Annotated in this window: 15 protein-coding genes; 8 read left to right on the top strand and 7 right to left on the bottom strand. The window is 68.0% G+C overall.

The features are described 5' to 3' along the window. The first annotated feature begins 9 nt into the window (after positions 1–9). From ACEL92_RS08005 to ACEL92_RS07985, 5 genes are read left to right on the top strand one after another with little or no spacing between them, the layout of a single operon-like run. Positions 10–822 carry an enoyl-CoA hydratase/isomerase family protein gene (locus ACEL92_RS08005; protein ID WP_374025074.1) on the top strand — a complete coding sequence of 271 codons (813 nt, stop codon included), beginning with the start codon at positions 10–12 and terminating at the stop codon, positions 820–822. Then, positions 819–1,610 (top strand): enoyl-CoA hydratase/isomerase family protein, encoded by a 792-nt coding sequence (locus ACEL92_RS08000; protein WP_374025073.1) that lies wholly within the window; start codon positions 819–821, stop codon positions 1,608–1,610. The genes ACEL92_RS08005 and ACEL92_RS08000 overlap by 4 nt, the downstream gene beginning before the upstream one ends. Next, positions 1,610–3,094, top strand: a complete 1,485-nt coding sequence (locus ACEL92_RS07995) for an AMP-binding protein (RefSeq protein ID WP_374025072.1) — start codon at positions 1,610–1,612, stop codon at positions 3,092–3,094. The genes ACEL92_RS08000 and ACEL92_RS07995 overlap by 1 nt, the downstream gene beginning before the upstream one ends. Further along, positions 3,084–4,688, top strand: a complete 1,605-nt coding sequence (locus ACEL92_RS07990) for a class I adenylate-forming enzyme family protein (RefSeq protein WP_374025071.1) — start codon at positions 3,084–3,086, stop codon at positions 4,686–4,688. The genes ACEL92_RS07995 and ACEL92_RS07990 overlap by 11 nt, the downstream gene beginning before the upstream one ends. Beyond that, the gene (locus tag ACEL92_RS07985) at positions 4,681–6,210 is read left to right on the top strand and encodes an AMP-binding protein (RefSeq protein ID WP_374025070.1); all 1,530 of its coding nucleotides are present in this window, start codon (positions 4,681–4,683) and stop codon (positions 6,208–6,210) included. Before ACEL92_RS07990 ends, ACEL92_RS07985 begins: the two co-directional genes overlap by 8 nt. Here ACEL92_RS07985 and ACEL92_RS07980 read toward each other — a convergent pair. The 6 genes from ACEL92_RS07980 to fabG form a co-directional block, all read right to left on the bottom strand. Beyond that, positions 6,207–6,569: a hypothetical protein gene (locus tag ACEL92_RS07980; protein WP_374025069.1), complete on the bottom strand. Its 363-nt coding sequence runs from the start codon at positions 6,567–6,569 to the stop codon at positions 6,207–6,209. The two genes, ACEL92_RS07985 and ACEL92_RS07980, sit on opposite strands and share 4 nt — an antisense overlap. Positions 6,570–6,646: 77 nt before the next feature. Next, positions 6,647–7,339: a GntR family transcriptional regulator gene (locus ACEL92_RS07975; protein ID WP_374025068.1), complete on the bottom strand. Its 693-nt coding sequence runs from the start codon at positions 7,337–7,339 to the stop codon at positions 6,647–6,649. Positions 7,340–7,341: 2 nt separating this feature from the next. Beyond that, complete coding sequence (locus ACEL92_RS07970; RefSeq protein ID WP_374025067.1) at positions 7,342–8,535, bottom strand: acyl-CoA dehydrogenase family protein; 1,194 nt, start codon at positions 8,533–8,535, stop codon at positions 7,342–7,344. Positions 8,536–8,564: 29 nt separating this feature from the next. Continuing rightward, entirely contained in the window at positions 8,565–9,686 is a 1,122-nt protein-coding gene (locus ACEL92_RS07965) for a CoA transferase (protein WP_374026124.1), read from the bottom strand. 65 nt (positions 9,687–9,751) lie between these two features. Further along, positions 9,752–10,978: an acetyl-CoA C-acetyltransferase gene (locus ACEL92_RS07960; RefSeq protein WP_374025066.1), complete on the bottom strand. Its 1,227-nt coding sequence runs from the start codon at positions 10,976–10,978 to the stop codon at positions 9,752–9,754. Further along, entirely contained in the window at positions 10,975–11,772 is a 798-nt protein-coding gene (fabG, locus tag ACEL92_RS07955) for a 3-oxoacyl-ACP reductase FabG (RefSeq protein ID WP_374025065.1), read from the bottom strand. The genes ACEL92_RS07960 and fabG overlap by 4 nt, the downstream gene beginning before the upstream one ends. A 100-nt stretch (positions 11,773–11,872) precedes the next feature. Here fabG and ACEL92_RS07950 point away from each other — a divergent pair, with 100 nt between their 5' ends. The 3 genes from ACEL92_RS07950 to ACEL92_RS07940 are packed head-to-tail and all read left to right on the top strand — an operon-like array spanning position 11,873 to position 14,360. Further along, positions 11,873–13,066, top strand: coding sequence for an acyl-CoA dehydrogenase family protein (locus ACEL92_RS07950; protein WP_374025064.1), 1,194 nt, complete (start codon positions 11,873–11,875; stop codon positions 13,064–13,066). After that, complete coding sequence (locus tag ACEL92_RS07945; protein ID WP_374025063.1) at positions 13,066–13,887, top strand: mycofactocin-coupled SDR family oxidoreductase; 822 nt, start codon at positions 13,066–13,068, stop codon at positions 13,885–13,887. Before ACEL92_RS07950 ends, ACEL92_RS07945 begins: the two co-directional genes overlap by 1 nt. Before the next feature lie 44 nt (positions 13,888–13,931). After that, entirely contained in the window at positions 13,932–14,360 is a 429-nt protein-coding gene (locus ACEL92_RS07940) for a pyridoxamine 5'-phosphate oxidase family protein (RefSeq protein WP_374025062.1), read from the top strand. Between the two features lie 5 nt (positions 14,361–14,365). Here ACEL92_RS07940 and ACEL92_RS07935 read toward each other — a convergent pair whose 3' ends face one another. Beyond that, positions 14,366–15,442, bottom strand: coding sequence for a phosphotransferase family protein (locus tag ACEL92_RS07935; protein WP_374025061.1), 1,077 nt, complete (start codon positions 15,440–15,442; stop codon positions 14,366–14,368). Between the last annotated feature and the right edge of the window lie 39 nt (positions 15,443–15,481).

Below are 15,481 nucleotides of genomic sequence, written 5' to 3'. Positions count from 1 at the left end.
GGGAGAAGGATGCCAACTGACTCGTACGACACCATCAACTACGACGTCGACGGGCACACCGCCACCATCACGCTGAACCGCCCGGACGCCCTCAACGCGCTGAGCCCGCACATGATCACCGAACTGCGGGCCGCCTACGACGAGGCCGAGAACGACGACAAGGTATGGCTGACCATCGTGACCGGCACTGGTCGCGCGTTCTGCACGGGCGCCGACGTCAAGGCCATTCCCGAGGACGGCAAGGTGATCTACGAGCGCCCGTACCTGTCGACCTACGACCAATGGGAGGCACCACAGGAGGGCACCCCGCCGTTTCGTACGGCCGCCAAGCCCGTGCTGACCGCGGTCAACGGGCTGTGCTGCGGCGCCGGCATGGACTGGGTCACCACGTCGGACATCGTGATCGCCTCGGAACAAGCCACCTTCTTCGATCCGCACGTGAGCATCGGGCTAGTCGCCGGACGCGAGATGGTGCGGGTGTCGCGCGTGCTGCCCCGATCGATCGCCCTGCGCATGGCGCTGATGGGCAAGCACGAGCGAATGAGCGCGGGGCGCGCCTACGAGCTCGGTTTGATCAGCGAGGTCGTCGAGCACGACCGGCTCCTCGAGCGGGCCCGCGAGATCGCCGACATCGTCAACTCCAATGCGCCGCTGGCGGTTCGGGGGACCCGGCTGGCCATCGTCAAGGGCCTCAATGTTCCGCTGCACGAAGCCGAGATCATGGCCGAGACGTTCCGCGAGCGCGTCTTGCGCACCGAGGACGCCGCCGAAGGGCCCAAGGCCTTCGTGGAGAAACGCAAACCGGATTGGCAATGTCGATGACGTTCGAGACCATCCTGCTCGAGGTCGACGAGGCCGACCGGGTCGCGACCATCACGCTGAACCGCCCCGGGCAGCTGAACGCGTTCAACCGCACCATGTGTGAGGAGATGGCCCACGCCTGGCGCACGGTCAAGCTCGACGACTCGGTTAACGCGGTTGTGCTGAGGGCGGCCGGCGACCGTGCGTTCAGCGCCGGGCTGGATATCAAAACGCCCTACGGCCAGCCCGACAACATCTGGAACCACGAGGATCCCGGCGAGTCGCTCAGCCCCAAGTGGCAGAAGATGTGGAAGCCCGTCGTGTGCGCCGTTCAGGGCATGTGCACCGCGGGGGCGTTCTACTTCATCAACGAATCGGACGTGGTCATCTGCTCGGAGGATGCCACGTTCTTCGACTCGCACGTGTCGGCCGGCCTGGTCTGTGCCCTGGAACCGATCGGTTTGATGAGGCGCATCGGCCTGGGCGAGACCTTGCGCATCGCGCTGATGGGCAACGACGAGCGGGTCGGTGCCGACACCGCGCTGCGAATCGGCTTGGTCTCGGAGGTGGTGCCCCCAGAACGGCTTTGGGACCGCGCGCGAGAGATCGCCGCGGCCATCGCCGCGAAGCCCCCGACCGCGACTCAGGGCACGGTGAAGGCGATTTGGGAGTCGCTCGACAAGCCGTATCGGGCGGCCCTCGAGCAGGGGCTGATCTATACCCGGTTGGGCAATCCGCTCGGCACCGCCGAACTCGCCGCCCACCAGGCGGACGGCGGCGCTGCGGCGCGTACCCCGAAGACCCGCTGATGCCCGCCCACCCGCTCAGCCAACGCATCGCTGATGTCCTCGGCCTGCAGCCCGACGCGCACGCGATCGAGTATGACGGCCAATGGATCTCCTGGGACGCCGTCGGCGCCATGGCTCAGCGCGTTGCCTGCCTGGCCGCCGAGCGCGGGCCCGACATCGGGATGCTGCTGCGCAACCGGCCCGGTCAGGTGGCCGCGTTCCTCGGGGTGCTGCTGGGCGGCGGAACGGTCGTCGTGATCAACCCGGCTCGCGGCGACGAGCGCACCAGGGCCGACGTTGCCGGACTGCGGCTGCCGATGATCGTCGGGGAAAGCGACGATCTGACGACACTGCTGCCCTCGACGAGCGACGCGACGACGGTGCCGATTTCGGGCCGGTTGGGCGGTTCACCGGCCGCTCGCTCGACGACTCCTTTTGCGCCCGAGGGCCACCCGCGGAGCGGGGTCGCGGTGCGGATGTTGACCAGCGGTACGACGGGCCCGCCCAAAAGGATCGACCTCGGCTACGACATGCTGGCACGAAGCGTCATGGGCGCCGCACCCGACCGCGCCCCGGCGCCCACCGAGCTCCGTCGCGGCGTCGCAATCGTCAACTCGCCGCTGGTGCACATCGGCGGGGTGTTCCGCGTGCTGCAATGCATCGCCGACGCACGGCCTTTCGCGCTGCTCGAACGTTTCGAGCTGAACGCCTGGGTCGACGCGGTGCGCAGGCACCGGCCGCGCACCGTCTCACTGGTCCCGGCGGCCCTGCGCACGGTGTTGCATTCGAACGTGCCGCCGGCCGATCTGGAGAGCATCCGTGCCGTCACCTGCGGCACGGCCCCGCTGACGGCCGACGATGCCGACGCCTTCACCGCCAAATACGGGATTCCCGTGCTCACCTCTTACGCGGCAACGGAATTCGGTGGCGGTGTCGCCGGCTGGACGTTGCCGGATTACCAACGGCATTGGGCCGCCAAACGGGGCAGCGTCGGGCGCGCCAACCCGGGTGCGCAGCTGCGGGTGGTCGCGGACGATGGCAGGCCGCTGGGGGCCGACCAGGTCGGCCTACTCGAGGTCAAGCCGGCCCAGCTTGGGCCGTCGGCGCAGTGGATGCGGACCACGGACATGGGGCGTATCGACGCGGACGGCTTCGTCTGGATCGTCGGGCGCGCGGACCAGGCGATCATCCGCGGTGGATTCAAGGTGATGCCCGACGACGTCCGCACCGCCCTGGAGAGCCACCCCGCGGTGGCGGGTGCGGCGGTGGTCGGCCGGTCCGACGACCGTCTCGGGGCGACGCCGGTCGCCATGGTGGAACTGCGCGGGCCCGCGTCCGTCGACGCGCTCATGAAATACCTCCGAACCAGGTTGGCGCGCTATGAGATTCCCACCGAGATAGCAATCGTCGATGCCATCCCGCGGACCCCGTCGGGCAAGGCCGACTTGGGTGCGGTCCGGCGTTTCTTCGGCGCCGCCGCCCCCCACGGTGACCATGCCCGGTGACGGCGCGACGGTCGCCGAGGTCCTGACGCAGCGGGCCCGTGCGCGCCCAGAACATCCGCTGCTCGTCTGCGACCGCGACCGCATCAGTTATGGCCAAGCCGAGGCCCGTTCGGCCAATCTGGCCCGCGGGCTGATCGCGGCCGGCGCGGGCAAGGGCACTCATGTCGGCTTGCTCTACCCCAACGGCTCGGAATTCGTCATCGCGATGCTGGCTGCGGCGCGAATCGGCGCCGTGGTGGTTCCCTTCTCCACCTTCGTGACCGCCCATGAGATGCACCAACAGCTGCTCGAGAGCGATGTCGAAATCCTCTTGAGCGCCTCGTCTTTCCGCACTCACGACTACGTGCAACGGCTCGGGCAGGTGCTGTCGGACCCCGATTTCGAATCCGACTGCCGGCTCATGGTCCCGTCCGCCCCGCAACTGCGGCACGTCGGCATCAGCTACCACCGCGGTGCGGGGCGGCGAGTCCGAGACATCGACCGGTTCTACCGGCTGGCCGATACCGTAAGCCCCCAGCTGCTGGCGGCGACACAAGCTGATGTGCGGGGCTGCGATCCCCTGGCCATCGTGTACACGTCGGGCTCCAGCAGCACCCCCAAGGGTGTCGTGCACACGCACGGCGCGCTGCTGGAACACCAGCGCAACCTCAACGACATTCGTGGTTTGACGGCCGAGGACAAGCTGTTCTGCAATTCGCCGTTCTTCTGGATCGGCGGCCTCGCCTTCGGACTGCTCGCCACCTTGATCGCCGGCTCCACGCTCGTGTGCTCGAACGCCGAGGATGCCGGGCAGACGCTCGACCTGCTGGAAACCGAAAGGCCCACCCTGACCAACGGCTTCAGCGCCGGCATCGCGCACCTGGCCGACCATCCGACCTTCGCGCGCCGAGATCTGTCGTCGATGCGGCGCGGCAACCTCTACCCCATCATGGCGCCCGAGGTTCGACCGGCCGATCCCGAGCTGCGGCACAACATGCTGGGCATGACGGAAGCCGGCAGCGTCGTGCTGATCAGCGACGACGAAACCGATCAACCCGAGACCAGGCGGGGATCGTTCGGCAAGCCGGCGCCCGGCTTCGACACCACGATCGTCGACACCGAAACCGGACGAGCAGTCGGCGCCGACGAGGTCGGGGAACTCTGCATTCGGGGACCGTACGTGATGCAGCGCTACTACCGACGCAGTCGGGAGGACTGCTTCGACGCCGACGGTTGGTTCCACACCGGGGATTTGGTGCGCACCGACGCCGACGGGTTCTTCTATTACGTCGGCCGGCTCAACACGATGATCAAGACGGCGGGCGCCAATGTCTCGGCCGACGAGGTGGAAAGGGCAATCGCCAAAGTCACCGGCGGGTTGACGGCGCACGTCGTGGGCGTCCCGGACCCACGGCGCGGGCAGCTGGTGGGGGCCGTCGTGGTCGTGCCCGACGGCGCCGCCTTCGACGAGGCGGCGCTGCGCGACCGGCTGAAGGCGGAGTTGTCGGCATACAAGATCCCCCGGCGGTTCCTCGCCCTGTCACGGGACAAGTTGCCGCTGCTCTCCAGCGGCAAAGTCGACCGGCGGCAACTGAGGAAGCTGCTCGATGGCTGACGGGACAACCATCGACGAATTGGTGCGTTCACGGGCCGCGCTCTACGGCGACAAGCCCATGGTGATCGACCCGAGCGCGCGGACCGATTACCGCCAACTGGACGCGGCGACAAGGGATCTCGCCGCGGTCTTCATCGAAGCCGGCGTCACCAAGGGCACCCGGGTCGGGCTGATCATGCCCAACGGTGCCCGCTGGGTGGAGGTGGCGCTCGCCCTGACCCGCGTCGGCGCCGTGCTGGTTCCGCTGAGCACCCTGCTCGCCGCGGGCGAACTGGCCGCGCAATTGCGGGTCGCCGCGGTGCAATTCCTGATCAGCGTCGAGGAGTTCCGCGGGCACCGCTACCTCGACGATATGGCGCCGCGGACCGAACTTCCCGCCCTGCGCCAGGTCTGGCCCGCCGGCCGGCTCGCCGATGCCGTCGCCGGCGGTCGGGCCCGCCGGCTCGTCGACGCCATGACGGCCGCGGTCACCGCCGCCGACCCGTTGATCATCATGTTCACCTCCGGCAGCAGCGGGGCGCCCAAGGGAGTCATGCACTCTCACGGCAGCGCCCTGGGAGCCGTGCGGTCCGGTCTGGCCGCGCGTCGCATCACCGCCGACAGCCGGCTGTATCTGCCGATGCCGTTCTTCTGGGTGGGCGGTTTCGGCAGCGGGATCCTGTCGACGCTGCTGGCCGGCGCCACCCTGGTGACCGAGGAGATACCGCGGCCCGAGACCACGTTGCGGCTGCTGGAGGCCGAGCGCGTGACGCTGTTCCGCGGCTGGCCCGACCAGGCCGAGGCGCTTGCCCGGCACACCGCCACCCTCGGCGCCGACCTGTCGGCCCTGCGGCCGGGGAGCCTGCAGGCGCTGCTTCCGCCCGCACAGCGGGCGCAGCCCGGCGCACGGGCCACATTGTTCGGCATGACCGAGGCGTTCGGCCCTTACTGCGGCTACGCCGCCGACACCGACATGCCCGCGCCGGCCTGGGGTAGCTGCGGAAAGCCCTTCCCGGGCATGGAGGTTCGCATCGTCGACGTCGACAGCGGCGAGTGCGTACCCCCGGGCACGGTGGGCATGATCCAGATTCGGGGTCCGCACACACTGCGGGGCATCTGCGGCCGCAGCCGAGAAGAGATATTCACCGTCGACGGCTTCTACCCCACCGGCGACCTGGGCCGCCTCGACGCGGGAGGGTTCCTGTTCTACCACGGGCGCTCCGACGACATGTTCAAGGTCAGCGGCGCCACCGTGTATCCCAGCGAGGTGGAACAGGTGCTGCGCACCATCGAAGGCGTCCGCAGCGCCTTCGTCACCAGTGTGCCGGGACCCACGGGTCAACGGGTGGGCGCGGCCGTGGTGTGTGACCGGGCAGTGTCCGCCGATCACCTGAGTCGTTGTGCGCGAAAGTTGCTGAGCGCGTTCAAGATACCGACGGCATGGCTGTTGCTCGAATCCGATGACCGTGTCCCGCGCGGAGGCACCGGCAAGGTGGACGCCCGCCGACTGCGGGAGATGCTGATCGAGACGCAGCGATCCTAGGAAACCCGCGTCCAGGGTTGACAGTTCTGCGACTCGAACGCCTTGACCGCCGTGTTGATGTTCGCGTACATCGGGCCGATCGAGGTGTTCGTCTGAAGCACATGCTCCTTATTCGCATCGGGCGTGCTGTAGGTGAACCACGAGCACATCGAGTCCTGGGTGGGCACGTTGTTGATCCAGACCCCGAAGGCCGATCCCGAGCCACCCGTGTGGTAGAGGCCCGGTGCGATGTCGGGGCCCACGACAAAGACACCGTTGCCGGGGATCGGGTCGAGTGGGTCGGCGACGGCCGGCGGCGCGAGAGCTATCGCGACCACGGCCACACCGAAGATGGCCGACGTGCGGATCGCTCGGGGCACTGTTCCTCGCTATATGTCGCTATCTGTCGTTGCCCCCTCCCGGCAGAATATGCCGAGGCAGGCGCGGGAAACAACAGTTAGCCCGACGCCGGACCGCCCCCGTCGACGACCACGCCACGCGCGGTGAGGTGGTCGATCAAGGGGACCGCGCCCGCTGCGAGATGCTGTGACATCGCCGCGCGGGCGAGCTCCTCATCGCGTTTCTTCAGCGCGGACAGGATCCGGCGGTGGTCCCTCATCGACTGCTCCGGCCAGCCCTCGATGGCGGGAAACACCGATTCCGGTGCGTAACGGGTGATCTGGGACATCAGCTGAGCCAATTTCGGGGAGTCGGCGGCGACGTTGATGGCCCGGTGGAACTGATGGTTGAGTCGCACCGTCCGCTCGTCGTCGTCACCGGCGTAGGCGTCTTCGAGCTCCGCCTGGATCTGTTTGAGTTCGCGCAGTTGGTCATCGGTGATGTTGATCGCGGCCCGGGCAGCGAGTTCGCCGCCGACGTGGGCCTGCACGTTCGCGACGTCGGTGACGTCGCGCCCGGTCACCGGTAACACCATGAAGCCCCGCCGGGGCCGTTGGTCGATCAGGCCTTCGGCGCGAAGGGCAAACAGCGCTTCCCGCACCGGTGTGACACTGATGCCCAGCTCGGCGGCAAGTTGATCCAGCCGGACGTAAGACCCCGCGACGTAGCTGCCATCGAAGATCCGCTGGCGGATCAAGCGCGCGACGTCGTCAGAGAGTTGCGGCCGCGCGGCGAAATCCGGAACCGTCATGGCTACACCTGGTACTCGGCAAGCAGCCGCTTGCTGATGATGTTCTTCTGAATTTCGCTGGTGCCCTCGCCGATCAGCAGGAACGGCGCATCCCGCATCAGCCGCTCGATCTCGTATTCCTTGGAATAGCCGTAGCCGCCATGGATCCGGAAACTCTGCTGGGTGACCTCGGTGCAGTATTCGCTGCACAGGTATTTGGCCATCCCCGCCGCGACGTCGTTGCGCTCCCCCGAATCCTTCAGCCGCGCCGCGTTGACCATCATCAGGTGCGCCGCCTCGACTTTGGTGGCCATCTCGGCCAGCTGGAATGCGATCGCCTGATGCTCGGCGATGGGCTTGCCAAAGGTGTGTCGCTGTTGCGCGTAGCGGACCGCGAGCTCAAAGGCGCGAATGCCGACGCCGCAGGCACGCGCCGATACGTTGACCCGGCCGACCTCGATGCCGTCCATCATCTGGAAGAAGCCCTGCCCGGTGGTGCCGCCGAGGACGTCGTCGGCGCTGGCGTGGTAGTCGTCGAAAATCATCTCCGTCGTGTCGATGCCTTTGTAGCCCAGCTTGTCGATCTTGCCCGGTATCTGCAGCCCGGGAACGACTTCGCCGAAGCCGACCGGCTTCTCGACCAGGAACGCGGTCAAATTGCGGTGTGCCCTGTCCGAGCCTTCGTCCGTGCGCACCAAAACGGCCACCAACGTGGAGGTGGCGCCGTTGGTCAGCCACATCTTCTGACCGTTGATCGTGTAGTTGCCATCCGGATTGCGCTGGGCCCTGGTGCGGATCGCGGCGACGTCGGAGCCCAGCTCCGGCTCGGACATCGAGAAGGCGCCCCGCGTCTCACCGGTCGCCATGCGCGGCAGGAACCGCTGCTGCTGCGCGTCGGTGCCGTGCTGGCGCAGCATGTACGCCACGATGAAGTGCGTGTTGAGCACGCCGGACACGCTCATCCAGCCGCGGGCCAGCTCTTCGACGCACAGCGCGTAGGTCAGCAGCGACTCCCCCAGGCCGCCGTACTCCTGGGGAATCATCAACCCGAACAGGCCCATCTCGCGCATCTGGTCGACGATGTGCTGCGGGTAGGTGTCACCGCGTTCGAGCTCAGCGGCGTTGGGGATGACCTCCTTCTCGACGAATTGCCGCACTGCGGCGATGATTTCGGTCTGGAATTCGGTCAGCCCGAGAGTCTGTGCGAGTCTGGTCATGCGTCGTCTTTCGGTTTCGGGTTTCTGCGCTAGTCGATCGTGTTCGCGTCCGTGAGCCGTCCGATGTCGGCCGATGTCAAACCCAGGCGGCGCTCGAGAACCTCGACGGTGTCTTGCCCCAGGGCGGGCGCGGGCGCACTGGCGCGGTGTTCGCCGTCGAACGCGACCGGCAGCCCGGCGGCCAAGTAGTCGCCCAGACCGGGTTGGTGTAACCGGGAAAACACGGGGTTGGCGGTCACCTTGGGCCCAGCGGCGACCTCCGCGAACGTCCGGTAGCGCTCGAAGAGCACCGTGGTCTTCGACAGCGTGGTCGTGACCTCGTCGGCCGAGTGATCGCCGAACCAGGTGGCGAACAGGCCGGACAGGACGTCGCGGTACCGGTAACGGTCGCCCTCGGAGTCGAAGTCGACGCCCAGCGCCTCGGCGAGCGCCGACACCGCGGCGCCGGTGCCGGTCACGTCGACCAGATCACGAAAGTGCCTGCGGGTCAGGGTGACCACCATGAACCTGGCGCCGTCGCCACTGGTGAAGTCCTGCCCGTACTGGCCGAAGATGGCGTTGCCCAGGCGTTGCCGCTGGGTGCCGGTCACCTGCGGCTCGGTCAACAGCCCCAGGTTGCCGGCGGTGGCCAGCGCGACATCCTCCAGCGCCAGGGTGATCCGCGCGCCCAACCCGGATTCGTCCCGCCGCCGGACGGCGGTGACGACGGCCAGCGCGGCGTACAGGCCGCAGCACACGTCCCAGGCCGGCAGCACGTGATTGATCGGTCCGGCGTGATCGGGGGGACCGGTGACGAGCGGGAACCCGATGCCGGCGTTGACCGTGTAATCCACGCCGGTGGAACCGTCGCCGCGACCGAGCAGCTGGACGTGGATGACGTCGGGACGCTTGGCGGCCAACACGTCGTGGCCGAGCCAGGACAGCCCGGCCGCGTTCGTCACCACCACACCGTCTCCCTCGACGATGAGCCGCTGGACCAGTTCCTGCCCGTCCGGCGAGCGCAAATCGATGGTGGCCGAACTCTTTCCCTTGTTCAGGCCGGTCCAGTAGATCGATGTGCCGTCCGCCGCCAACGGCCAGCGCCGGACGTCGGAGGCACCGCCGATCGGGTCGACTCTGATCACTTCGGCGCCCAGCTGACCCAGCGTCATGCCGCATAGCGGGGCGGCGACGAAGCTGGACACCTCCACGACGGTGAGGCCGCTCAGCGGGCCGGTCACGTCGAGGCGACCCGCTCGAACACCGCGGCGGAACCCTGGCCGCCACCGATGCACATGGTCTCCAACCCGTAGCGCGCCTCGCGGCGGTTGAGCTCGCGCGCAAGCGTGGCCAGCATCCGCCCACCCGTCGCGCCGACCGGGTGACCCAGGGAGATCCCCGATCCGTGTACGTTGGTCCGCTCGTGATCGGCGGCGCCGAAATTCCATTCGCGCATCACCGCGAGCGCTTGCGCGGCAAAGGCTTCGTTGAGTTCGATCAGGTCGATGTCGGACAGCCGCAGGCCGGCCTTGGCCAGGGCCGCCTCGGTGGCCGGCACCGGGCCGATGCCCATGATGTGGGGCGCCACGCCGGCCAGCCCCCACGACACCAGCCGCACCAGAGGCGTAAGGCCGCATTCGCGTGCCTTCTCCGGCGTGGTCACCACACACATCGACGCCGCATCGTTCTGTCCACTGGCGTTGCCTGCGGTGACCGTCGCCTCCGGATCCTCTTCTGCGAGCACGGGTTTGAGCTTGCCCAACGACTCGACCGAGGTGTCGGCGCGCGGATGTTCGTCGGTATCGATCAGCTCCTCGCCATGGCGAGTGCGCACCGGGACCGCAATGATCTCCTCGGCCAACACGCCGTCCTTCTGCGCGGCCACCGCGCGCTGGTGGGACCGCACGGCCAGCTCGTCTTGCTCCAGCCGAGGAATGCCGTACTGGCGGCGCAGATTCTCGGCCGTCTCCAGCATGCCGCCGGGCACCGGGTGGTGCCGGCCACCGGCGGTGGTCCGGCCACGTGCCAGCCCGTCGTGCACCCGGACGCCGGTTCGCGCGCCGCCCCACCGCATGTCGGTGGAATAGAACGCGACATTGCTCATGCTTTCGCAGCCGCCGGCGACGACGAGGTCGTGATCGCCGTTGCCCACTTGCAGGCACGCCTGGATCACCGCCTGCAGGCCCGACCCGCAGCGGCGGTCGACCTGCATTCCGGGGACCGTGACCGGCAGCCCGGCATCCAGCGCCACCACCCGGCCGATCGCCGGCGCCTCACTGCTGGGGTAGCAGTGGCCGAGGATGACGTCCTGCACCGCGTCGGGCGAGATTCCGGTTCGTTCGAGGAGCCCCTTCAGGGCGGCGACGCCCAGGTCGACGGCGGTCAGCGACTTGAACACGCCGCCATAGCGTCCGATCGGGGTCCGGACGGGTTCACAGATGACGGTCTCGCGCATCGCGCTCATAGATGCCGGCCGCCGGTGATCTCCATGACGGTGCCGGTCATGTACGAGGACAGGTCGGACGCCAGGAACAGCGCCACGCTGGCGACCTCGCTCGGTTCGCCGGCCCGACCCATCGGCACCTCGGCAACCTTGGAATCCCAAATGCGTTGCGGCATAGCCTCCGTCATCGCGGAGCGGATCAGACCGGGGGCGATCGCGTTCACCCGGACGCCCAGGTAGGCCAATTCTTTGGCGGCCGCCTTGGTCATGCCGACGATGCCGGCCTTGGCGGCCGAGTAGTTGGTCTGGCCGACCATGCCGACCTTCCCCGACACCGAGGACATGTTGATGATGACGCCCCGCTTGTTTTCCCGCATGACGGCGGCGGCCAGCCGGGTCCCGTTCCAGGTCCCCTTCAGATGCACGGCGATGACCTGATCGAACTGCTCCTCGGTCATTTTGCGCATCGTCGCGTCCCGGGTGATCCCGGCGTTGTTGACCATGATGTCGAGGCCGCCGAAACGCTCGACGGCGGTCTGAATCAGGGTCTCGACGTCGGCCGCCTGCGTGACGTCGCAGCGGACCGCGACCGCGACGTCGTCGCCGCCCAACTGCTTCGCGACCACCTGGGTTTCTTCGAGATTGACGTCGCCCAGGACAACTCGCGCGCCCTCGGCGACAAAGCGTTCCGCGATGGCCAGACCCAGTCCCTGCGCACCGCCGGTGATCACCGCGGTCTGACCTGTCAGCATCGACACCTGATTCCCGCCTCCCTGTGCTTTGGCCCCGGGGACGCCCCGGCCGTCGAATATCATATTTCATATAGGATCTGCTCCGGCGCCGGGTTCCCACCCCGGGCCGGCCGGCCGCACGCGGCTGAGATATCCGCCACTGCCAACAATGGAGCGTTCGCCTATGACCACCGCCGACCCGCCCGAGGTCTCCGACGACGATTTCCGGGAAATCCTGGCCCAGACCCGTCACTTCGTTCGCACGGCCGTGGTCCCCCGCGAACAGGAGATCCTCACCGAGGATCGGGTACCCGACGACCTGCGTGAGCAGGCCAAGAAGATGGGGCTATTCGGGTACGCGGTCCCGCAGCAGTGGGGCGGTCTCGGCCTGAACTTGATGCAAGATGTCGAACTGGCAATGGAATTGGGGTACACCTCGCTGGCATTGCGCTCGATGTTCGGCACCAACAACGGCATCGCCGGCCAGGTGCTGGTCGGCTTCGGCACCGACGAGCAGAAGGCCCGTTGGCTCGAATCGATGGCCTCCGGCGACGTCGTCGCCTCCTTTGCGTTGACCGAGCCGGGCGCCGGATCGAACCCGGCCGGGCTGCGAACCAAAGCCGTTCGCGACCAAGGTGATTGGGTGATTTCCGGGCAGAAGCGGTTCATCACCAACGCGCCCGTCGCCGACCTGTTCGTGGTGTTCGCGCGCACCCGGCCGGCCGACGACCAGGGGCCTGGGATCGCCGTATTCCTGGTCCCCGCGGACGCGCCGGGCGTCGAAGTCGGCACCAAGGACGCCAAGATGGGCCAGGAAGGCGCGTGGACCGCCGACGTCAGCTTCGACGACGTCCGGGTCGAGGGCGGCGCACTGATCGGGGGCAGCGAAGACATCGGCTATCGCGCGGCGATGACCTCGCTGGCGCGGGGCCGGGTGCACATCGCGGCCCTGGCCGTGGGCGCCGCACAACGCGCGCTGGACGAATCCGTCTCCTACGCCGCCACCGCGACGCAGGGCGGCACGCCGATCGGACAGTTCCAGTTGGTTCAGGCGATGCTCGCCGACCAGCAGACCGGGGTGCTCGCCGGCCGCGCGCTGGTGCGCGAGGCCGCGCGGCTCTGGGTCTCCGGCGAGGACCGCAGGGTCGCGCCGTCGGCGGCCAAGCTGTTCTGCACCGAAATGGCCGGCAACGTGGCGGATCTCGCGGTGCAGGTGCACGGCGGCAGCGGCTACATGCACGGCGTCCCCGTCGAGCGCATCTACCGCGACGTGCGGCTGCTGCGGCTCTACGAGGGCACCAGCGAGATTCAGCGTTTGATTATCGGATCAAACCTCGTCAAAGCGGCGCAGCGCACGACCTCAACGAAGGAGCGGTGATGGCAGGAAAGCTCGCAGGCAAAGTCGCATTCATCACCGGGGCCGCCCGCGGTCAGGGCCGCGCGCACGCGGTTCGGCTGGCGCGCGAGGGCGCCGACATCATCGCCGTCGACATCGCCGGCAAGCTGCCGTCCTGCGTGCCCTACGACCCGGCGACTCCCGACGACCTTGACGAGACCGTTCGCCTGGTCGAAGAAACCAACCAGCGGATCATCGCCTCGGTCGTCGATACCCGCGACTTCGAGGCGCTTCGCCGGGCCGTCGACGCGGGTGTCGCCGCGCTGGGGCGACTGGACATCATCGTCGCCAACGCCGGCGTCGCCGCCCCGCAGCCATGGAACGAGATCACGCCGGAGGACTTCCGCGACGTGATGGACATCAACGTGACCGGCACCTGGAACACCGTGATGGCCGGCGCGGACAAGATCATCGAAGGCGGCCGCGGCGGCTCGATCATTTTGATCAGCTCCGCGGCCGGCATGAAGATGCAGCCGTTCATGGTGCACTACACCGCCAGCAAGCACGCCGTCACCGGGATGGCCCGGGCCTTCGCCGCCGAGCTGGGCAAGCATTCGATCCGGGTCAACAGCGTGCACCCCGGGCCGGTGAACACGCCGATGGGCGCGGGCGACATGGCCGCCGCGGTGGGCAAGGCCATGGAGACCAACCCGCAGTTGTCCAACGTGCTCACCCCGTTCCTGCCCGACTGGATTGCCGAGCCGGAGGAGATCGCCGACACCGTGTGCTGGCTGGCCAGCGACGAGTCGCGCAAGATCACCGCTGCCCGGATCCCGGTCGATCAGGGCTCGACCCAGTACTGACCAACGGGGGAATAGATGACCCGGGTTGTGGGATTGCAGGGCACATGAGGCACTTCACCGAAAGCGAACGTCAGGAGTTTCTTGCCGCGCCGCACGTCGCCGTGCTGTCCGTCGACGCCGAGGATGATCGGCCACCGGCCAGCGTGCCGATCTGGTACACCTACACGCCGGGCGGCGACGTGCAGATCATGACAGGCGCATCGACCCGGAAGGCGCGGCTGATCGAACGAGCCGGCAAGGTGACGCTGGTCGTTCAGCGCGAGGAGCCGCCGTATCAGTACGTGGTGGTCGAGGGCACGATCGTCGACACCACCAATCCGGCGCCGACCGACGTCGCGTTGGCCATCGCCATTCGTTACCTCGGCGAGGAGGGGGGCCGCGCCTTCATCCACAGCATGGAGGGCGTCGAAGAGGTGCTGTTCACCATCCGCCCCGATCGCTGGCTCAGCGCGGACTTCACCGGCGACCTGTAGGGGTCTCAGCTGATTAGTTCCAGCGTTCCCAGCTCGCGGATCGCTTGACAGCCGCGGCCGAGCATGGTCAGCACCATGTCGTCGCCACGCTCGGTGGCGGCGGCGAACGCGAAACCCAGCGCCGAGATCAGGGGTGCCTGCAACACCCCGAGCCGGTAATCACGCCAACACGTTTCGCGGTCGTAGCCGGTGACGCCGTACGCCAACAGCGCGCCATGGTAGTCGGCGACGAGCCCTTCCTCGATGCGCGCGCGCAGCTGGGATTTGAGGCTGGTAGCGGTGAAATACGCCAGATCCCTTGCCGGCAGCCCCACGCCGAGCGTCTGCCAGTCGACCACGCTGACCCGGGTTCGGCCCGGATCGAATAGCAGGTTGTCCAGGCGGTAGTCGCCGTGCAGCAGGGCGAAGCGGTCGTACTCGGAGAGTAACCACGGCGTCACCAGAGCCATTGCGGCGCTGAATGTCTCGCGGTCTTCGGCGCTCATCCGGTCGCCCAGCTTGTCGAGCGTGATGTCGGCACTCATCTTCGCCACCTCGCCCATGCCGCCCGCGCCGGCTTCGTCCGGCCTGCCGAATGCGATGCCCGGGAAATCGAGCCAGCACGGATCGCACCAGCTGGGCGCGTGCAGGCCGGCGAGGGCGGTGACGGCCAGGCGCGCCTCGGTTTCACCGCAGCCCGCGAGCTGATCGCCCTGCACAGCCGGCGCCTGATCGGCGAGCAGCAACGCGAAGTCCATTGCGTCGTAGGTGATCTCGGAATAGAAGCACTGTGGCGTCGGCACCTGCACCCGCTCCGCCACGGACGAATAGAAGGCGCACTCGCTGCGATATCCGATGACGACCCGGTCACGCACGGTGTCGTCCTGCGACGGCAGCTTGATGACGAAGGTTTGCGGAAGTTCGCCGGGGTCGGTCGCGTAGCGGGCGGTCACCCGGTAGGTCGCACCGGTCTGCCCCGTGCCGATCGCGGCCACGTTCACGTCGGTGACCACGACGGGGGTGCCCCGTCCGCTCAGCGCGGCTGACAACCATTCCGGGGTTACGTCGGCGGGATACCGCGGAATCGACACCACAGCACTCATGAACAGCGCGCCTCCTGTACCCGGACGGCTCCGTCCGAC

The sequence above is a fragment of the Mycobacterium hainanense genome (genome assembly GCF_041890355.1).
Taxonomy (GTDB): Bacteria; Actinomycetota; Actinomycetes; order Mycobacteriales; family Mycobacteriaceae; genus Mycobacterium; species Mycobacterium hainanense.
Note: the sequence above shows the minus strand (reverse complement) of the source record. Positions and strands in the feature narration are given on the sequence as shown.